The sequence below is a fragment of the Microbacterium sediminicola genome, from assembly GCF_039531125.1.
GTDB classification, from domain to species: domain Bacteria; phylum Actinomycetota; class Actinomycetes; order Actinomycetales; family Microbacteriaceae; genus Microbacterium; species Microbacterium sediminicola.
The window spans coordinates 1,394,979-1,413,409 of sequence record NZ_BAAAPL010000001.1 but is presented as its reverse complement, the minus strand read 5'-3'; the positions used below and the strand labels follow the sequence as shown (position 1 = coordinate 1,413,409).

The 18,431-nt window shown below is 69.9% G+C and carries 17 protein-coding genes and 2 riboswitches; of the genes, 7 read left to right on the top strand and 10 right to left on the bottom strand.

Annotated features, from left to right (window positions below; translation table 11 throughout):
* Positions 1-4: 4 nt before the first annotated feature.
* Together ABD206_RS06590 and ABD206_RS06585 are read right to left on the bottom strand one after the other, a co-directional pair.
* Positions 5-1,306: a DNA recombination protein RmuC gene (locus tag ABD206_RS06590; RefSeq protein WP_344070603.1), complete on the bottom strand. Its 1,302-nt coding sequence runs from the start codon at positions 1,304-1,306 to the stop codon at positions 5-7.
* A gap of 63 nt (positions 1,307-1,369) precedes the next feature.
* On the bottom strand, positions 1,370-1,969 hold the full coding sequence (locus ABD206_RS06585; protein ID WP_344070601.1) for a 3'-5' exonuclease: 600 nt from the start codon (positions 1,967-1,969) through the stop codon (positions 1,370-1,372).
* An 83-nt stretch (positions 1,970-2,052) separates the two neighbouring features.
* Between ABD206_RS06585 and ychF the strand changes: the two genes are divergently transcribed.
* From ychF to ABD206_RS06570, 3 genes are read left to right on the top strand one after another with little or no spacing between them, the layout of a single operon-like run.
* Entirely contained in the window at positions 2,053-3,126 is a 1,074-nt protein-coding gene (gene ychF, locus ABD206_RS06580; protein WP_344070599.1) for a redox-regulated ATPase YchF, read from the top strand.
* Between the two features lie 12 nt (positions 3,127-3,138).
* Positions 3,139-3,825, top strand: a complete 687-nt coding sequence (locus ABD206_RS06575) for an alpha/beta fold hydrolase (protein ID WP_344070597.1) — start codon at positions 3,139-3,141, stop codon at positions 3,823-3,825.
* A 35-nt stretch (positions 3,826-3,860) separates the two neighbouring features.
* The gene (locus ABD206_RS06570; protein ID WP_344070595.1) at positions 3,861-4,016 is read left to right on the top strand and encodes a hypothetical protein; all 156 of its coding nucleotides are present in this window, start codon (positions 3,861-3,863) and stop codon (positions 4,014-4,016) included.
* A gap of 42 nt (positions 4,017-4,058) precedes the next feature.
* Here ABD206_RS06570 and ABD206_RS06565 read toward each other — a convergent pair whose 3' ends face one another.
* The 8 genes from ABD206_RS06565 to ABD206_RS06530 form a co-directional block, all read right to left on the bottom strand.
* The gene (locus ABD206_RS06565) at positions 4,059-5,579 is read right to left on the bottom strand and encodes a DHA2 family efflux MFS transporter permease subunit (protein ID WP_425561163.1); all 1,521 of its coding nucleotides are present in this window, start codon (positions 5,577-5,579) and stop codon (positions 4,059-4,061) included.
* 154 nt (positions 5,580-5,733) lie between these two features.
* Positions 5,734-5,931 carry a hypothetical protein gene (locus tag ABD206_RS06560; RefSeq protein ID WP_344070593.1) on the bottom strand — a complete coding sequence of 66 codons (198 nt, stop codon included), beginning with the start codon at positions 5,929-5,931 and terminating at the stop codon, positions 5,734-5,736.
* Complete coding sequence (locus ABD206_RS06555; protein WP_344070591.1) at positions 5,928-6,833, bottom strand: glycosyltransferase family 2 protein; 906 nt, start codon at positions 6,831-6,833, stop codon at positions 5,928-5,930. The genes ABD206_RS06560 and ABD206_RS06555 overlap by 4 nt, the downstream gene beginning before the upstream one ends.
* Positions 6,830-7,975 carry a cysteine desulfurase family protein gene (locus ABD206_RS06550; protein ID WP_344070589.1) on the bottom strand — a complete coding sequence of 382 codons (1,146 nt, stop codon included), beginning with the start codon at positions 7,973-7,975 and terminating at the stop codon, positions 6,830-6,832. Before ABD206_RS06550 ends, ABD206_RS06555 begins: the two co-directional genes overlap by 4 nt.
* Positions 7,972-8,832 carry a carboxylating nicotinate-nucleotide diphosphorylase gene (gene nadC / locus ABD206_RS06545; protein WP_344070587.1) on the bottom strand — a complete coding sequence of 287 codons (861 nt, stop codon included), beginning with the start codon at positions 8,830-8,832 and terminating at the stop codon, positions 7,972-7,974. The genes ABD206_RS06550 and nadC overlap by 4 nt, the downstream gene beginning before the upstream one ends.
* Positions 8,832-10,376, bottom strand: coding sequence for an L-aspartate oxidase (nadB, locus tag ABD206_RS06540; protein ID WP_344070585.1), 1,545 nt, complete (start codon positions 10,374-10,376; stop codon positions 8,832-8,834). The genes nadC and nadB overlap by 1 nt, the downstream gene beginning before the upstream one ends.
* Entirely contained in the window at positions 10,373-11,710 is a 1,338-nt protein-coding gene (nadA, locus tag ABD206_RS06535; RefSeq protein ID WP_344070583.1) for a quinolinate synthase NadA, read from the bottom strand. Before nadA ends, nadB begins: the two co-directional genes overlap by 4 nt.
* Positions 11,711-11,739: 29 nt before the next feature.
* Positions 11,740-12,465: an NUDIX hydrolase gene (locus ABD206_RS06530; RefSeq protein ID WP_344070581.1), complete on the bottom strand. Its 726-nt coding sequence runs from the start codon at positions 12,463-12,465 to the stop codon at positions 11,740-11,742.
* A gap of 88 nt (positions 12,466-12,553) precedes the next feature.
* Between ABD206_RS06530 and ABD206_RS06525 the strand changes: the two genes are divergently transcribed.
* From ABD206_RS06525 to gcvP, 4 genes are all read left to right on the top strand, one after another.
* The gene (locus ABD206_RS06525) at positions 12,554-13,726 is read left to right on the top strand and encodes a MarP family serine protease (protein ID WP_344070579.1); all 1,173 of its coding nucleotides are present in this window, start codon (positions 12,554-12,556) and stop codon (positions 13,724-13,726) included.
* Positions 13,727-13,779: 53 nt separating this feature from the next.
* A riboswitch (glycine riboswitch) is annotated at positions 13,780-13,870 on the top strand.
* A riboswitch (glycine riboswitch) is annotated at positions 13,871-13,990 on the top strand.
* A gap of 47 nt (positions 13,991-14,037) precedes the next feature.
* On the top strand, positions 14,038-15,153 hold the full coding sequence (gene gcvT, locus ABD206_RS06520) for a glycine cleavage system aminomethyltransferase GcvT (RefSeq protein WP_344070577.1): 1,116 nt from the start codon (positions 14,038-14,040) through the stop codon (positions 15,151-15,153).
* On the top strand, positions 15,150-15,533 hold the full coding sequence (gene gcvH, locus ABD206_RS06515; RefSeq protein ID WP_344070575.1) for a glycine cleavage system protein GcvH: 384 nt from the start codon (positions 15,150-15,152) through the stop codon (positions 15,531-15,533). Before gcvT ends, gcvH begins: the two co-directional genes overlap by 4 nt.
* Before the next feature lie 56 nt (positions 15,534-15,589).
* A complete protein-coding gene (gcvP, locus tag ABD206_RS06510; RefSeq protein WP_425561179.1) occupies positions 15,590-18,430 on the top strand; it encodes an aminomethyl-transferring glycine dehydrogenase in 2,841 nt (946 codons plus the stop codon).
* The last annotated feature ends 1 nt before the right edge of the window (position 18,431 follow it).

The following is an 18,431-nucleotide window of genomic DNA, read 5'->3' as shown; positions in this document are numbered from 1 at the left end:
CGACTCACTCGGATACGGCGTCGATTCGTCCTCGGATGTCACCGAGGTCGGCCGAGACGCGCGAAGTCGGGTCGTGCTCGGCGATTGCATCGATCAGTTCGGGCGCGGTGAGGTGACGCGGTGTCGCGGTGACGGCGTCGGCGGTGCCGAGGTCGGCGAGCCTGGTCTCGTCGATGCCGGGGAACTTCCGCGCCGTGACCAGGACGCGGCTCTCCAGCGAACCCGCGAAGCGGTTGTACGACTCCACGGTGCGCTCGATCGAACGCCGCAGATCGTCGGCGTGTCCGGCGAGGGCACTCAGGCGGGAGAACAGCTCGGTGCCCAGGGTGAACAGCTGTCGCGCTTCGGCGGTCACGTCCTGCTGCGTCCACGTGTACGCGACGGTCTTGAGCACCGCCCACAGATTGACCGGTGAGGCGAGCGCCACCCGGCGTCCGAAGGCGTAATCCAGCAGCGTCGGGTCCGCGTCCAGGGCCGCCGAGAGCAGCGACTCGCTCGGCAGGAAGCAGATCACGAACTCGGGGCTGGAACCGAGGCCCTCCCAATACGACTTCTTGGCGAGCGCGTCGATGTGGGTCTTCACAGCCCGCACGTGCTTGTCCAGCAGCGCACGGCGCGCCGCGGCATCCGGTCCGGTCGCCGTCTCGGGCAGCGCCGCCGCTTCGAGATAGGCATCCAGCGGCACCTTCGCGTCCACAGCGATGGCCTTCTCGCCGGGGAGTCGGATCACCATGTCGGGCCGACCTGTGCCGGCTTCGGTGCCGATCGTCGCCTGGATGTCGAAATCGACATGCCGCGTGAGCCCGGCTGCCTCGACGACGCGGCGCAGCTGGGTTTCTCCCCAGACGCCGCGCGTGCTTCCCGATCGCAGCGCGCTGGCCAGGCTCTCGGTGGTCGCCCGCAGCTGTTCGTCTGACTGTTGGGCCCGGCGCAGCTGCTCGGCGAGGGAGCCGTATTGCGACTGGCGTTCGCGCTCGAGCTCGGCGACGGTCGATTGCATCGTCTGGAGGGTCTCGCGCACGGGTTCGAGGGCGCGAAGCACCGACTGCTCACGCCGTTCGCGCTCCTCGCGAGCGGCCTGCTCGGTGCGGGTCTGCGCGAGGAGGTCGCGGTACCACTGTTGCTGCTGCTCGAGCTGCGCCGCGAGGGCCTCGCGCTCGGCGGTGCGCTGGACGAGTGCCTCGCGGAGCCCGCCGACCTCCCGCATCCCGCGGCTGCGCGCGCCCGCGGACCCCCACGCCCATCCGGCGATGATGCCGGCCAGCAGGCTTCCCAGAATGATCGCTGACACCAATAGTGCGTCCATGACGACAGGATGCACCGGGCCTGGGACATTCCGGCTCAGTCCGCGCCGCGCGCGGGCGCAGTGTCAGGCGAAGACGGTCTCGGCGGGCGCGGAGAACCCCTCGAGTTCGGCCAGGCGTACGCCCAGCGACGTGGTCAGCGCGGGAACCGAGTCCACGCCCGCTCGTCGCGCCGCGTCGATCACGATGTGCGCGCAGGCGAGGGCGTCGGCTACGGCATCGTGGTGCGAGAAGCCCTCGAACCCCGCCGCCGCGGCGGCAGCCGGCAGGCGGTACGAGGGCAGGTCGTAGGTGCGGCGCGCGATCTGCACGCTGCAGGCATAGGAGAGCGACGGGCAGTCGCTGCCGGCCGCCTCGCTCGCGCGCTTGATGACGCTCATGTCGAAGCCGGCATTGTGGGCGAGCACGATGTCCTCGCCGAGGAAGGCGCGCAACGCCGGCAGCTGGTAGTCCCAAGAGGGCGCGTCGGCGACATCCTCCGCGCGGATGCCGTGGATGCGGGTGTTGATCTCGAAGAACCGGTCGTGCGGGAAGGGCGGGCGGATGAGCCAGCCTTCGGTCTCGACGACCACGCCGCCTCGCACTCGGGCCAAGCCCACGGCGCACGCGGAGGCGTTGGAGGAGTTCGCCGTCTCGAAGTCGACTGCGGTGAAATCCAGTGACACGGCTTCAGCCTCGCGGTGTGCGGCGCCACCCGAGGGAAGGCGCGCCGAGGCATCCGCGTGTCGGGCCCGTAGACTGGTCCCTCGTGGCTCTCACCATCGGAATCGTCGGACTCCCGAACGTCGGCAAGTCGACCCTCTTCAACGCCCTGACCAAGAACCAGGTTCTCGCCGCGAACTATCCGTTCGCGACGATCGAGCCCAATGTCGGGGTCGTGAACCTCCCCGACCCGCGACTCGACACGCTCGCCGGCATCTTCGGCTCCGAGCGCATCCTGCCCGCGGCGGTCTCGTTCGTCGACATCGCCGGCATCGTCCGGGGCGCGAGCGAGGGGGAGGGCCTGGGCAACCAGTTCCTCGCCAACATCCGCGAGGCGGACGCCATCGCCCAGGTCGTGCGTGGTTTCGCCGACGACGACGTCGTGCACGTCGACGGCGCGGTGAATCCGAAGAACGACATGGAGACGATCAACGCCGAGCTGGCGCTCGCCGACCTCCAGACCCTCGAGAAGGCGATCACCCGCTACGAGAAGGAGGTCAAGGGCAAGAAGACCGAACCGATCGTGCTCGAGACCGCGCTCGCCGCCAAGGATGCGCTCGATCGCGGCGTCGTGCTCTCGGCATCCGGCATCGACCTCGCCCCGATCCGGGAATTGGGGCTACTGACCGCAAAGCCGTTCATCTTCGTGTTCAACGTCGACGAGGCCGTGCTGACAGATGCGAGCCGCAAGGGCGAGCTCGAAGCGCTCGTGGCCCCGGCCAAGGCGATCTTCTTGGACGCGAAGATCGAGTCCGAGCTGATCGACCTGGATCCCGAGGACGCCGCGGAACTGTTGGCATCCACGGGCCAGGAGGAGTCGGGGCTCGATCAGCTCGCACGCATCGGCTTCGACACGCTGGGCCTGCAGACCTACCTCACGGCCGGTCCGAAAGAGGCGCGCGCGTGGACGATCGGCAAGGGGTGGAAGGCCCCGCAGGCGGCCGGCGTCATCCACACCGACTTCGAGAAGGGCTTCATCAAGGCCGAGGTCATCTCGTTCGAGGATCTCGTGGCCACCGGCTCGGTCGTCGAGGCGCGCGCCAAGGGCAAGGCGCGCCTGGAGGGCAAGGACTACGTCATGCAGGACGGCGACGTCGTCGAGTTCCGCTTCAACAACTGAGGATCACGCACCATGGCCGACATCCAGATCTTCGAACCCGGTGGGCGAGCGATCGCCTACGCCGATGACCACCACCACAAGGGTCCCGCCGTCGTCCTGTTGCCGGGGTTGGGGCTGAAGATCGGCTATCTCGGCCTGCTCGCCGAGGCGCTGGCCGAAGAGGACTTCCGTGTGCTGCGGGTCGGTGCGCGCAGCGTCGATGCCGAGGAGCCCGCCACCCTCCACGACCTCGCTCAGGACGTTCTGGACGTCATGGATCACGTGGGTCTGACCCGCGCGTGGGTCGGCGGCCACGAGTTCGGCGGAACGATCGCCCGTACCGTCTCGATCGATCACCCCGAGCGGGTGGCCGGCGTGCTGCTGCTCGGTGTCGAGGGTGCCTCCCCGCTGGATGTGGTGCATGTCGAGGGCTCGGACGTCCCCGAGGGTGCCCGCAACGCCGCGCTCGCGGCGATGCAGGCGGCCGCTCGCGCCGCGACCCCGGATATCGCGTGGAACTCGCTCGCGCCGGTGATCCCTGTTCTCGTCCTGCAGGGCACCGAGGACGTCGTCTATCCCGTCGCCAACGCCGAGGCGCTGCGCGAGACAGCTCCCGAGCGCATCAGCATCGTGCCGGTCGAAGGGGGCATGGACCTGTTCCCCCTGACGCACGTGGCCCCCACCGCGTGGCCGATCGAGGACTACCTCGACTGGGACTGACCCGCCCGCTGGCTGAGCGCGGTAGCGTGGGGCGCATGTGGCTCGACAGACTCAAGCGCTTCGGCATCGGTCTCGGCGTCGCCGCGGGCATCCTCGCGGTGATCGGCGTCCTGCTCATCGAGCTCGCCTCGCTGTTGGCGGCCCTCCTGGGCGGCCTCGTGCGCATGCTCCCCGGCGAGGGCCGCGGCTGACGCGCTGCCCTGCTCCGGAGGTGGGGCGGGGATACCTGTGGGTCAGTGGCCGCCGTGGAACTCGCCGACGGTGTCTGCGGGCTTGCGGATGAGGAACGCGCCGACGATGAGCGGCAGCGAGAGGATCGCTGCGACCAGGAACGCGACCTGAGAACCGGATGCCGCGGCATCCGCGGCGCTCGCCCCGCCCGCTTCGGCTGCGGCTGCGACCGCCGACATCGTCGTGATCATGACCGCGACCCCGGCGGCGCCGGCAACCTGCTGGATGGTGCCGAGCACCGCCGATCCGTACGAGTAGAAGTGCGGTTCGAGTGAGGCGAGGGAGGCCGTGAACAGCGGCGTGAACGAGAGCGCGAGCCCGATCGACAACACGATCTGGGTCACCAGGATCACCCAGAACGGGGTCGCCGCGGTGAAGCTCGCATACGCCCAGAGCGAGGTTGCGGCAAGGATCGACCCGGGTACCAGCAGCACCTTGGTGCCGAAGGCGTCGTAGATCCGTCCGACGATGGGGCCGGCGAATCCCATGGCCAGTGAGCCGGGGAGAAGAAGCAACCCGCTTTCCAGAGCCGTGGCCCCGAGCGCTTGGTTCAAGAAGAGCGGAAGCACCGTGATCGCCCCGAAGAACGCCATCGACAGGATGCTCATCTGCGCGATCGAAAGGGAGAAGTTCTTCGAGCGGAACACCCGCAGATCCATCAGTGCGTCGTCCTTGCGCTGCAGAACGAGCTGACGCCACAGGAACAGTGCCAGCGCCAGCAGGCCCACGACGAGGGAGATCACGAGGGTGAGAGTGGATGCCGCCTCGGCCGCCTCGGCATCTGCGCCGGAACCGTGGCCGGCGCCGCCGCCGATCTGGCTGAGACCGTACACGAGCCCGCCGAACCCGAGTGCGGACAGGATGATCGAGAGGATGTCGATGGGCGCGCGCGTCTGCTCGCCGAAGTTGCGTAGCCACAGCGCTCCCGCGCCGAGCGCCAGCAGAGCGATCGGCAACACGATCCCGAAGATCCAGTGCCAGCCCAGTGAGTCCAGGACCAGCCCCGACAGCGTCGGCCCGATGGCCGGGGCCAGTGCGATCACGATGCTGACGCGGCCCATCATGCGCCCGCGGGCATGCGGCGGCACCAGGGTCATGATCGTGGTCATGAGCAGCGGCATCATGATCGCGGTCCCGGATGCCTGGATGACGCGGGCCACCAGCAGCACCTCGAATCCGGGCGCGAAGAAAGCCACTGCTGTCCCGAGGGAGAACAGACCCGAGGCGGTGAGGAAAACCTGGCGTGTGGTGAAACGCTGCAGCAGGAATCCACTGGTCGGGATGACGACCGCCATCGTCAGCATGAACGCGGTCGTCAGCCACTGCGCCTGCACGGCGGTGATACTGAGGTCGACGATGAGGTGCGGGATCGCGACGCCCATCGTGGTCTCGTTGAGGATCGCGACGAAGGCGGCGGCCAACAGCAGCCAGATGATCCGCGCCTCGGCGGCGCCGAGCTGGGCCGGCTGCGCGTTCGCGGCGGCGGCACCGGATTCGGCGGGGGTGTGGTCGATCGACGACAACGCCGACTCCTTACTGGGTGCGAACGAGTGCACCGGGAAAGCGGAAGGGGTGTGGTGGGGTACCGAGGTGCTCCAACCAGCCGAGCGCGGGATTCATTCCCACGGGACGCCCGGCGCCGCTCTCAGGCGCGGACGGCGACAGGCACGAGCCGATTCAGTTGTGGGGGCGCTTGGTCTCGTCCCAGTGGACGGAGCCGATCGCGTCGGTCGGGCGCGGCTCGGGCTCGTTCTCGACGATGTTCTTCGGGAGCGGCGACAGGAGCTGCTCTTCCGGGGTGTTCTGGAGTTCGTCGATCTCTTCGCGCAGAGCATCGAGCTCGTCGCGTCCGTGAGCGGCCTCGTTCGCGGTCATGGAGCCAGCCTAGCGGGAAGCAGGGACCTGATCTCGGCGCGGAACCGCTCCACCTCCGCACGATACCTCGGGTCAGTGTGGGTTTCGGCGATCCCCTCGAGGCGCGGGATGTCCATCGCCAGGATCAGCTCGGTGCGGGCGCGCAGCGCGGCGGGTTCGTCGCGCAGCACCGCCAGCCCGCCCCGCATGGCCGCGAGGCAGTCCTGCAACACGGCCAGCTCGCCTTCGCGCTGCGTGATCGAGGACCCATCTGCGCGCACGCGCCACAGAACGAGAGGTTCGGGGATCGTGTCGAAGGCGCGGGCGTGCAACAGAAGGTCCTGCGCCACCTCCTGGTCCTCGTACAGGCGACCTTCGGGAAAGCGGCGAAGTCCCCAGAACGGGGTGCGTACGAGCTTGGCCCAGGCCACGATGCTCGCCGTCGCCGCCGGATGCTCGGCGAGCGTTGTCCGCTCGCGCGCGGGCGAGGTCGCCGCTGTGACCCACGGCTGAACCTCGCTGGCGGCGTACGATCCGTCGGCGGTCGGGCGAAGTCGCGAGTACGCGGCGATCGCGAGGTCGCTGCCGGTTCGCTCCAGCGTCTCGACGAAGCGCGTCAGCGCGTGCGGCGCGAGCACATCGTCGGCATCCAGGAATCCGACGTACGGGGTGTCGACGAGATCGAGTCCCACGTTTCGCGCGGCGCCGAGACCGACAGCGCGGGCGTGGTGGATGACGCGCAGTCGGTCGTCTGCGCGAGCGGCGCGCTCGAAGATCTTTCCGGTGTCGTCCACCGAGCCGTCATCGATGAGGATCGCTCGCCAATCCGCGCGGGTCTGGGCCTGGAGCGAGTCGAGGGCCTCGTGCACGTACGGCGCGACATCGCGTCCGGGGACGATGAAGGTCGCGACCGCCTGACTCACGTGGGCGATCCTACGGCCGCCACGGCAGCGGTGGTCGCGTGGACGAGAGATTCGACCGGGACGGCGAACGAGTGCCCGAGGGTGACACGCACGGCTGTGCGGGCCTCGTCCGGGGAAACCCCGAGCGCCAGCAGCACGTGGCTGGGCTCGTCGCTGCCGGCCGCGCACGCGGACCCGCTGGAGGTCACGAACCCGAGCCTTTCGAGCTCGAGGAGGACGGCCTCGCCGTTCGTGCCGGGGAAGACGAAGCTCGCTGTCCCCGGGAGTCGCCTGGTGGGGTGGCCCGTCAGGCGTGCACCGGGGACCGCGGCGAGGATGCCGACGACGAGCGCGTCGCGGATCGTGGTGATGCGGGCCGTCTCGCGTTCCCGCTCGAGCTCGGCCAGCTCCAGGGCGGTGGCAAGTCCGACAACGCCCGCCACGTTCTGCGTGCCGCCGCGACGCTCGCGCTCCTGTCCACCGCCATGGAGCACCGGCTCCACCGGCAGGCGGGAGCGGATGCCGACCACGCCCGTGCCCTGCGGGGCACCGATCTTGTGCCCCGCGATGCTGATCGCGTCGGCGTGTGTCGTCGTGCGCGCCAGGGAGAGCCAGCCGGCGGCCTGCACGGCATCGAGGTGCAGCGGCACGCGGTCTGTCCTCGCCGCGATCGCCGCGGCATCCTGCACGGTGCCGATCTCGTTGTTCGCGTAGCCGAGTGTCACCAGGGCGGTGTCCTCCCGCACAGCGGCCGCAACGGCGTCCGGGTCGACGATGCCGTCGCCGTCGACAGGAAGGGTCGTCACCTCGAAACCGTGCAGACGACGCAGGTAGTCGCACGAGCGCAGCACCGACTCATGCTCGATCGCGCTGGTGACCACGTGCCGCGCGTCCCGGTGGAGCATCGCGCCCAGGCCGATCCCCTTGATCGCGAGGTTGTTGGACTCGGTTCCGCCGGAGGTGAACACGACGTCCGCGCGGCGCATGCCGAGCACCGCGGCCACGCGCGCTCGCGCATCCTCGAGCGTCGCCGCAGCCGCTTCGCCGATGCTGTGATGGCTGGAGGGGTTCCCGAAGCGGTCGCCGAGATAGGGCGCCATCGCTTCGCGCACTTCCGGCCGGACGGGCGTGGTCGCGGCGTGGTCGAGGTAGATGAGGCTCACGACGGTGAGGAGACCCGGATGTCGAGGCCGAGGTCGATGGCGCGGGCGGAGTGGGTGAGCGCTCCCACCGAGATGACATCGACCCCGGTCTCCGCGATGGCACGCACCGTGTCGAGGGTGACGCCACCGGATGCGTCGACGATCGCCCGTCCCGAGATCTGGGCGACCGCATCCCGGAGTTCGGGCACGGAGAAGTTGTCGAGCATGATCGTGTCGACGCCTCCCGCCAGGACCTCCTCGATCTGATCGGGTCGATCGACCTCCACCTCCAGGTGCGTCGTGTGTCCGAGGCGTGTGCGGGCCACGCGGATCGCCTCGGTGAGCCCGATGCCGGCATCCGTCAGCACCGCCAGGTGATTGTCCTTGGCCATCGCCGCATCCGACAGGGAGAAGCGGTGGTTGTGCCCGCCGCCGCAGCGGACCGCGTAACGTTCGAGCGCCCGCAGGCCCGGTGTCGTCTTGCGCGTGTCGACGATCCTCGCGCGCGTGCCGGTGACGGCATCCACGAAGCGTGCGGTCATCGTCGCGATCCCGGACATCCGCTGCGTGAAGTTCAACGCGACGCGCTCGGCCGTCAGCACGGCGCGGGCGGGGCCCTCGACCCGCGCGAGCACGTCTCCGGCGTCGAAGCGCTCACCGTCGGCGCGGAGAGGTTCGACCCCGATTCCAGGATCGGTGAGCGCGAAGGCGGCGGTGAAGACCTCGATACCGCTGAGCACGCCCGGCTCGCGCGCCACGAGGTCGGCCGCGGCCACGGCTGCGTCGGGGACGAAGACGTCGCTGGTGACGTCGCCCCACGGCGCATCCTCTGCGAGGGCGGTGGCGACGACGGAGCGGATCTGGGCGGATGTGAGCATCAGCTGGCCTCCGCGAGAGCGAGCGGGGAGTCCGCGCGGGAGTGTGCCCCGAGGGACTGCGTGCGGGCCAGTGCCGCGTCGACCATCGCGGTGGCGACCTCGACCAGCGCGGCATCCTCGCGCTCGGCTCGGGTGGCCGGTGACCGACTCTCGCCGCGCCAGGCCGTCAGCTGATCGGCTGCCCGGGTCAGCCCTGCATGGTCGCGCACGAGCCCGACCTCACGCCACATCAGCTCCTGCAGACCGGCCCGCGAGAAAGCGGTGGGCGGCGCGGCGGGCGAAACCGATCGATTCCGTCGTGTGGCGACAGGCCGTGACGTGGATGTGAGCGTCGCAGCCGTGGGTATCGTCGTCGCCGCGACTCGCCCCGCGCGGGTTCCGAAGACCGCGCCTTCCAAGAGGGAGTTGGAGGCGAGACGGTTGGCGCCGTGCACCCCGGTGCAGGCCGTCTCACCGGCCGCGAACAGACCGGGCAGACTCGTGCGCCCTTCGAGGTCGGTGGCCACACCCCCCATCAGGTAGTGGGCGGCGGGGTGGACCGGGACAGGCTCACTCGCCCAGTCGATCCCGCGGGAGCGGAGCTCGCGATCGATCGTCGGGAACCGGCGTGCCAGATACGCCGCCCGCGATTCCTGGTCGCTGGATGCCACGGCAGTCGCATCCAGAAAGACGGGGCGTCCGCCCTGGGTCCGCATGGCTTCGGTGATCGCGCGGGCCACGATGTCACGGGGCGCGAGTTCGGCGTCGGGGTGCGCGTCGAGGGTGAAGCGTCGGCCGTGCTCGTCGAGCAGTATCGCGCCTTCGCCGCGCACCGCCTCGGAGACGAGGAACGGCACCTCGTGTGCCAGGACGGTCGGATGGAACTGCACGAACTCGAGGTCTGCGACGGCAGCCCCCGCCCGTAGTGCGACGGCGATGCCGTCACCGGTGGAGACACCGGGATTGGTGGTGTGGGAAAAGAGCTGGCCCGCGCCTCCGGTGGCGAGGAGAACGGCATCCGCCGGGAACTCGATCAGCTCGGCGTTCGCAGCGATCTGGACCAGGGCGCCGGTCACCGTGCCGCGGTCCACGACGAGGTCGACCAGCAGTGCGTCCTCGAGGACAGCCACGGCCGGGTGCGCTCGCACGGCCCGCGCGAGCGCGCGCTCGATCTCGGCACCGGTCGCATCGCCACCGGCGTGCAGCACTCGGGGTGCGGAGTGCGCGGCCTCGCGCCCGCGCCGCAGAGCGCCGTCGGTGTCCCGGTCAAAGCGTGTGCCGAGAGCGATCAGGTCCGACACGCGATCTGGTCCCTCGCTCACGAGGATCCGGGCCGCCGCCGGGTCGGCGTGCCCGGCTCCCGCGGTGAGGGTGTCTGCGAGATGGGCGGCGATGCTGTCGTCGGCCCCGGTGACGGCCGCGATCCCGCCCTGCGCGAATCCCGTGGCGGAATCCTCGAGGCTCGCCTTCGTCGCGATCGTGACCTCTGCTCCGGCATCCGCGGCAGCCAGCGCGGCCGACAGACCGGCGATGCCACTGCCGGCCACGAGGACCGTGGGGGTCATGCGGCACTCCCGGTCACGGGGGTGGGTACTGCGAGGAGCATTCGCTCCAGCGCCTGGCGCGCGGGTGCGGCGACCGCATCGTCGACGGTGATGCGGTTCGGCAGCTGTCCGGCGAGCAGCGATTCGAGCACCCAGGCGAGATAGCCGGGATGGATGCGGTACATCGTCGAGCACGGGCAGACGACCGGATCCAGGCAGAAGATCTCGTGCTGGGGATGTTCTGCCGCGAGGCGCTGCACCAGGTTGATCTCGGTGCCGATCGCGAAGGTGGTGGGCTCGGTGGTGGCGGCGATCGCCGTGCGGATGTAGTCCGTGGAACCCGCCTGGTCCGCGGCATCCACCACCTCCATCGCGCACTCGGGATGGACGATGACCTGCACTCCCGGGTGCTCGGCGCGGGCCTTCTGGATCTGGTCGACGGTGAAACGACGGTGGACCGAGCAGAAACCGTGCCAGAGGATGACGCGGGAGTCGGCGATCGCGTCGTCATCGTTCCCGCCCAGCGGTCGGCGCGGATTCCACAGTGGCATCTGCGAGAGCGGCACGCCCATCGCCTTCGCGGTGTTGCGGCCGAGGTGCTGATCGGGGAAGAAGAGGACCCGTCGTCCCCGGGCGAAGGCCCACTCGAGTACCGTGCGCGCGTTCGACGAGGTGCAGACGATGCCGCCGTGTCGCCCGACGAACCCCTTGATGGCGGCAGAGGAGTTCATGTACGTCACGGGGATCACCGGCAGCAGGCCGTCGGCATCGGGGGTGTCGAGATCACCGAGCACGTCCTCGAGCTGCTCCCAGGCATCCTCGACATCGTCGATCGTCGCCATGTCGGCCATCGAGCAGCCGGCCGCGAGGTTGGGGAGGATCACCGCCTGCTCGGGCCGCGAGAGGAGGTCCGCTGTCTCGGCCATGAAATGCACGCCGCAGAAGACGATCGCCTCGGCGTCCGGGTGAGCGGTGGCGGCCTTGGCCAACTGGAACGAGTCGCCCACGTAGTCGGCATGGGCGACGACCTCGTGGCGCTGGTAGAAGTGGCCGAGGATGACGACCCGATCGCCGAGCTGGTCGCGGGCGGCGTGGATGCGACGCTCGATTTCGTCGGCGTCGGCGTCGCGGTACTCCCGCGGCAGCTCCCCCTGGCGCGGCGCGCCGGTGGGGATCACATCGCCGACGGAGGCACCGGGGCCGTAGCCCGGGCGCGTGTCGACCTGCCAGGGTGCATCGCCCAGGTCCGTACCGCAGGTCTCCCCGGGTGCGGCACCGGCGAGGATCGCGGCGATCTCGCTGTCGACGGAAGGGTTGTGGGGGTTCGGGACGAGCGCGATGTTGGTGGCGGCCATGGGTGGTTCTCCTGGGTCGAGCGATCCGCTCAGCGGGGCGCGATCAGCGGCCCGCGTTCGGCGAGTTCGACGTCACGGTTGTAGCGGTAGAGGCGGGCGGGGCGATGGTTTCCGGTGCGGAATCGGTCCGTGGGGATGAGGGTGTTCGAGTTCTCCACCTGACGGCGGAAGTTGGCCGGGTCCAGGCGTCGACCGAGGATCGCCTCGGTGACCTCACGGAGGTCTGCAAGAGTGAACTGCTCGGGCAGCAGACCGTTCGCGATGCGGCTGTATCCGACCTTGTTGCGCAGGCGCCACAGTGCGTAGTCGACGATCTCGTTGTGATCGAAAGCCAGGGCGGGAAGCTCGGACGCCGCGAACCACTCGACGTTCTCAGGGGCATCGCCCGCGGCGGCATGGGCGGCCACCTGCGCATCCACCTCGTCAGAACGCAGCAGCGCCCAGTAGACGACCGACACGACGCGCGTGGGGGAGCGGTCGACGGCGCCGAAGGCGTACAGCTGCTCGAGGTAGGTCGGGGCGAGCGCGGTCGTCTCCTCGAGCGTGCGCGAGGCTGCGGCATCCAGGTTCTCGGCGGCGTTCAACCAGCCGCCCGGCAGTGCCCAGCGTCCCTCGAATGGATCGCGGGTACGGCGTACGAGGGGGAGTGCGAGCACCGGGCAGGCCGATTCCGAGAGTCCGCGCACGCTGAAGATCACGGCCGAGACGGCGACGCGGATCTCGTCCGTGGGAGGTGTCGGGGTAGTTTGAGTCATAGTGACCTTTAGTCGAGTCGATCTTAGTGTCACGCTGACCTGAAGGCAAACGGGTGCTCTCTCAGCCGCGCCGCCTACCCTGGCGAGCATGATCGTGTTCGACGTGCTGCTCGTCGTGCTGCTCGTCGTTGCGACCCTCATCGGACTCCAGCGCGGATTCTTCGCCAGCCTCGGTTCCTTCGCAGGACTGCTGGCCGGTGGCATCGCCGCGTACTGGCTCATGCCGATCGTCGGTGACCTCGTGCCGGCCGCCGAGTGGCGCACGGTCGCTGTCATCGGTGCGGGCGCCGTTCTCCTGGTCATCGGGACCGCCATCGGCGGTGCGATCGGTCGGGCAGTGCGTGGTGGCGTCGATCGCATCAAGCTCCGCGTGCCGGAGCGGATGCTCGGCGGCGCGCTGAGCCTGGTCGCTGCGGCCTTGGCCATGTCGTTCGTCGGGAACGCCGTGGCGACGATGGGGATCCCCTTCCTCTCGACCGCTGTCGCCAACTCGTCCGTGCTGCGCACGATCGATGACCTCACACCTGCGCCGGTGCGTGGGGCGATTGCCCAGGCGCGCGGGATCGTGCTCGACCAGGGGATCCCGCAGCTCGGCATCCTCCTGGAACTCACTCCGACCGACCAGGCCCCCCAGGTCGCCCTGGACGATGCGGCCCTGCAGGCCGCCGCGCAGTCTGTCGCGCGCGTCTCGGGCGTCGCCTACGCGTGCGGTACCGCCGCGACGGGGTCCGGGTTCGCCATCGCGGCCGACCTCATCGTCACCAACGCGCACGTGGTCGCGGGCGTCGAGACTCCTCTGGTCGAATTGCCCGGCCGAGCCGCGCAGGAGGGTCGGATCGTCTACTTCGACGCCGCCGATGACCTCGCCGTGATCGCGGTGGACGGGCTGGATGCCGTCGCGCTCCCGATCGCGGCGCCGTTGCCCACCGGCAGCAGCGCCGCGGTGCAGGGGTACCCCTATGGTGGGCCTCTCACCTCGGGAACCGCGTACGTGCTGACGGTTGCGCAGATGCAGGTCGAAGACGTCTACGGACAGACATCCAGCGCCCGAGAGGTGTATGCGCTGCAGGCCGTGGTGCGGCCCGGCAACTCCGGCGGCCCGGTGCTCACCACCGACGGCGAGGTGGCCGGCGTCGTTTTCGCGCGCGCCGAGGACGACGACGATCTCGGCTACGCCATGACCACGACCGAGCTCATGCCGATCCTCGCCCAGACCGGTTCTCTGACCGACACGGTCTCGTCGGGCGCGTGCACGTCCTGAGAGGTCGTATGCTGGCCGCAGCGCGCGAGCGCCCCACAATCGAACATCGGCCGACGACCCTCGCGGGAGAGTCCGGATCACTCCGGGCACCGAAGGAGCAAGCCTCCCCGCCAATCTCTCAGGTCCTCATATCGCAAGGGTCAGGCCACTCTGGAAAGCGATCAGCATGCGCCGCGCTGATCCGCCGACGGTGAAAGCCCTCCACCCGCACAGATCTCGCGGATGCCAGGGTGAAACTCTCAGGCCCATGACAGAGGGGGAGTTCTCGGACGCAGCACGTGCGTCCGTCCGTCTGTGACCGGGAGAACTTCATGTCCGACCTGCGCACCACCCCGCTGCACGAGAGGCATCGCGCCCTCGGCGCATCCTTCACCGCGTTCGGCGATTGGTCGATGCCCATCCGGTACGGCTCGGAGCTGGCCGAGCATCGCGCCGTACGTGAGGCTGCCGGCCTCTTCGACATCTCGCACATGGCCGAGTTCATCGTCGAGGGCCCCGGGGCGGCCGCCGCGCTCGACGCGGCACTGTCGCGGCGCGTGTCGACTCTCGCGGTCGGTCGTGCGGCGTACGCGTTGCTTCTGTCTGCGCAGGGCGGGGTGCTGGACGACCTCATCGTCTACCGTCTCGACGAGTGGTGGTTCCTCGTGATCGCCAACGCCGGGAATCGCGGCATCGTCGCCCATGAGCTCGGCATCCGTCTCGCCGCGCGCGGAGTGAGGTTCGAGGATGCCTCGGACAGCTTCGCGCTGATCGCGCTCCAGGGTCCGGCAGCGCAGGCCGTGCTCGGCGACTGCGGGGGTGTCACCGAGTTCGAGCGTCCGCCGGCAGAGATCCCCCGATACGGTGCCGCACGCGCGCGATTCGGCGGTGACGAAGTGCTCGTGGCGCGGACCGGCTACACGGGCGAGGACGGGTTCGAGATCCTCGTGCCGAGCGATCTCGCCGTGCCGCTGTGGGACGAGCTCCTGGCCGCCGGCGAGTCCCACGGACTCGTGCCGGCCGGTCTCGCCGCGCGTGACACGCTGCGGTTGGAGGCCGGGATGCCGTTACACGGCCACGAGATCTCGGCAGAGGTCCTTCCCGCGCAGGCAGGGCTGTCGTGGGCCGTCGAGGCGGACCGTTCCGGGTTCGTCGGCGAGAACGTCCTGCGCGAGTCTGCCGGGGAGGCGCGCCGCGTCCTCGTCGGACTCGCCTCGGAGGGGCGCCGTGCGGGACGCGCCGGGTATGCAGTCATGGATGCCGTCGACGGCGCCATCGTGGGCGAGGTGACCAGCGGCGCCCTGAGCCCCACGCTCGGGCACCCGATCGCCCTCGCCTTCGTCGACCCCACCGTCTCGTCCCTCGGCACCGCGCTCGCCATCGACGTGCGCGGCACCGCCATCCCCACCACCGTCACCGCGCTGCCGTTCTACCGGAGGAAGAAATGACCGACCTGTCGACCCTGAAGTACTCGCCCGAGCACGAATGGCTGCGTCTGGAAGGTGATGTCGCGGTCATCGGCATCACGGACTACGCGGCCGACAAACTCGGCGACATCGTGTTCGTGGATCTCCCCGCCGTCGGCGCCACCGTCGTCGCGGGCGAAGTCGCGGGCGAGATCGAGTCCACCAAATCGGTCGGTGAGCTCTACTCTCCCGTCGACGGCGAGGTCGTGGCGGTCAACGGCGAGGCATCCGACGATCCTTCGTTGGTCAGCTCCGACCCCTACGGGCAGGGCTGGCTCATGAAGCTCAAGGTCGATCCGGCCGCCGCCGACGGGCTGCTCAATCGGGAGGCCTACCTCGCTCTCACCGGCGGCGGCGCGTGAGCGGGCGCCCCTTCGTCGAGCGACACATCGGGACGGACCCCGCCGCGCAGCAGCAGATGCTCGCCGGGCTCGGCTACGACTCGGTGACACAGCTGTTGGATGTCGCGCTGCCGCGCGTCGTGCGTGGAGACTCGCCCGCGCTCGCCGGCCTCCCCGAGCCTGCCGGCGAGGCCGAGGCCGTGGCCGAGCTGCGTGCGCTGGCCCGTCGAAACCGGGTGACCCGCTCGCTGATCGGGCTGGGGTACCACGACACCGTCACGCCCCCCGTGATCCAGCGGAACGTCTTCGAGAATCCGTCCTGGTACACCGCCTACACGCCGTATCAGCCGGAGATCTCCCAGGGGCGGCTGGAGGCGCTGCTGAACTTCCAGACGATGGTCGCCGACCTCACGGGGCTCGCGACGGCCAACGCGTCGATGCTCGATGAGGCCACGGCGGTCGTCGAGGGGATGCTGTTGGCCCGTCGCGCCGCGAAGGTCGCCTCCAACGTCTTCGTCGTGGATGCCGATGCCCTGCCGCAGACGCTCGCGCTGCTGCGTCACCGCGCCGACGCCGTCGGGATCGACATCCGCGTGTGCGATCTCGCCGGGGGTGAAGACATTCCGGAGGCCTTCGGCATGCTCGTCCAGTACCCCGGAGCCTCGGGGCGCGTCTGGGACCCCGACGCGGTGATCGCGCAGGTGCACGAGCACGGTGGGTTGGCGGTCGTCGCCGCCGACATCCTCGCGCTCACCCTGCTGCGTTCACCGGGCGCCCTCGGCGCCGATGTCGCCGTGGGAACGACGCAGCGATTCGGGGTGCCGATGGGGTTCGGTGGACCGCACGCCGGCTACCTCGTCGTGCGCGCGGGCCTGGAGCGCCAGCTTCCCGGCCGCCTGGTGGGCGTGTCCCGGGATGCCGTGGGGGACCCCGCATATCGCCTTGCGCTGCAGACCCGCGAGCAGCACATCCGCCGCGAGAAGGCGACCTCCAACATCTGCACCTCGCAGGTGCTGCTGGCCGTCATGGCATCGATGTACGCGGTCTATCACGGCCCCGACGGGCTTCGCGCGATCGCGCAGGACGTCCACGTGTGCGCGGCGCTGCTCGCCGGCGCGCTCCGCGCACATGGCGTCGAGGTGCTCGGGGCACACTTCTTCGACACGATCCAGGTGCGGGTCGCCGATGCCGAGGCCGTGGTTGCGGCCGCCCATGGCCTCGGCATCCTGCTGCGTCAGGTCGATGCGACCACGGTCGGGATCAGCGCCGACGAGGTGAGCGCCGCCGACCCCACGATCGAGGCCGACATCCTCGCCGCGTTCACGGCGACGGGGGACGCCCGTCCGCCGGCGCACAGCCGAGAGCTCCCGGCGGAGGAATCGTGGACGGCGCTCGCGGAGGTCCGGATGTATCCCGAGAGCCTGCGGCGAGAGGAGCCCTTCCTCACACATCCCGTCTTCCACACGCACCGCTCGGAAACGGCCATGATGCGCTATCTCAAGACGCTGGCCGATCGTGATTACGCCCTCGATCGAGGCATGATCCCGCTCGGGTCGTGCACCATGAAGCTCAACGCCGCCGCCGAGCTCGCCGCCGTATCCTGGCCCGAGTTCTCGCGGCTGCATCCCTTCGCGCCCGCCTCGGATGTGGCAGGGACGCTGGATCTCATCGACCAGCTGGAGACCTGGCTGGCCGAGCTCACCGGCTACGACGCCGTCTCGCTGCAGCCGAACGCGGGCTCACAGGGGGAGCTCGCCGGCCTTCTCGCGATCCGCGGCTACCACCGCTCGCGCGGCGACGAGCAGCGCGTGGTGTGCCTCATCCCCTCGTCGGCGCACGGTACGAACGCGGCCTCGGCGGTTCTGGCCGGCATGCGGGTCGTGGTCGTCGCCTGCGACGAGGGCGGCAACGTCGACCTCGACGACCTCCGCGAGAAGATCCAGACGCACGCCGATGCGCTCGCCGCGCTCATGATCACCTATCCGTCCACGCACGGCGTCTACGAGCACGAGGTGCGCGCCGTCACTGCGGCAGTCCACGCGGCGGGCGGGCAGGTGTACATAGACGGCGCGAACCTGAACGCCCTGATCGGTGTGGCGCGTCCCGGAGATCTCGGTGGGGATGTCTCGCACCTGAACCTGCACAAGACCTTCGCGATCCCGCACGGCGGTGGCGGTCCCGGCGTCGGACCGGTGGCGGCAAAAGCCCACCTCGCCGAGTTCCTGCCGTCGCATCCGCTGGCGCAGCGTCCGGATGCCGCCGCCGGCACGGTGTTCGCCGGCGGGCCGGTGTCGGCGGCGCCGTACGGGTCGGCATCCATCCTGCCGATCGCCTGGGCCTACATCCGCATGATGGGCGCCGACGGCCTGCGACAGGCGACGGAGGCAGCGGTGCTGTCGGCGAACCACATCGCCGCGCGGCTCGGGGAGCACTACCCCGTGCTGTACGCGGGCGATGGGGGGCTGGTCGCGCACGAGTGCATCCTCGACCTGCGTCCGCTGCGCGAGGCGACCGGGATCACCGTCGACGATGTCGCCAAGCGTCTGATCGACTACGGCTTCCATGCCCCGACCATGTCGTTCCCCGTGCCGGGGACGCTCATGGTCGAGCCGACCGAGTCGGAGGACCGGGCAGAGATCGAGCGGTTCATCGAGGCGATGATCGCGATCCGCGCCGAGGCGGACCTGGTGGAATCGGGGGAGTGGGCGGCGGATGACAATCCCCTCGTGAACGCCCCGCACACGGCGGAGGCGATCGTCGACGCCGACTGGGAGCACCCCTATTCGCGCGAGGTCGCGGTCTATCCGGTGCCGACCCTCGTGCGCGGAAAGTACTGGCCGCCGGTGCGCCGCGTCGACCAGGCCTTCGGCGACCGCAACCTGTCGTGTGCCTGCCCTCCGATCGAGGCCTTCGCCTGAG

Excerpts from the sequence above, each read along its gene's own strand:
- ABD206_RS06590 (WP_344070603.1), bottom strand. The coding sequence starts at position 1,306 with ATGGACGCACTATTGGTGTCAGCGATCATTCTGGGAAGCCTGCTGGCC.
- nadC (WP_344070587.1), bottom strand. The coding sequence starts at position 8,832 with ATGCTCACATCCGCCCAGATCCGCTCCGTCGTCGCCACCGCCCTCGCA.
- ABD206_RS06530 (WP_344070581.1), bottom strand. The coding sequence starts at position 12,465 with ATGACTCAAACTACCCCGACACCTCCCACGGACGAGATCCGCGTCGCC.
- gcvP (WP_425561179.1), top strand. The coding sequence starts at position 15,590 with ATGCTCGCCGGGCTCGGCTACGACTCGGTGACACAGCTGTTGGATGTC.
- ABD206_RS06570 (WP_344070595.1), top strand. The coding sequence starts at position 3,861 with ATGTGGCTCGACAGACTCAAGCGCTTCGGCATCGGTCTCGGCGTCGCC.
- ABD206_RS06575 (WP_344070597.1), top strand. The coding sequence starts at position 3,139 with ATGGCCGACATCCAGATCTTCGAACCCGGTGGGCGAGCGATCGCCTAC.
- ABD206_RS06560 (WP_344070593.1), bottom strand. The coding sequence starts at position 5,931 with ATGACCGCGAACGAGGCCGCTCACGGACGCGACGAGCTCGATGCTCTG.
- gcvT (WP_344070577.1), top strand. The coding sequence starts at position 14,038 with ATGTCCGACCTGCGCACCACCCCGCTGCACGAGAGGCATCGCGCCCTC.
- nadA (WP_344070583.1), bottom strand. The coding sequence starts at position 11,710 with ATGGCCGCCACCAACATCGCGCTCGTCCCGAACCCCCACAACCCTTCC.
- nadB (WP_344070585.1), bottom strand. The coding sequence starts at position 10,376 with ATGACCCCCACGGTCCTCGTGGCCGGCAGTGGCATCGCCGGTCTGTCG.
- ABD206_RS06525 (WP_344070579.1), top strand. The coding sequence starts at position 12,554 with ATGATCGTGTTCGACGTGCTGCTCGTCGTGCTGCTCGTCGTTGCGACC.
- gcvH (WP_344070575.1), top strand. The coding sequence starts at position 15,150 with ATGACCGACCTGTCGACCCTGAAGTACTCGCCCGAGCACGAATGGCTG.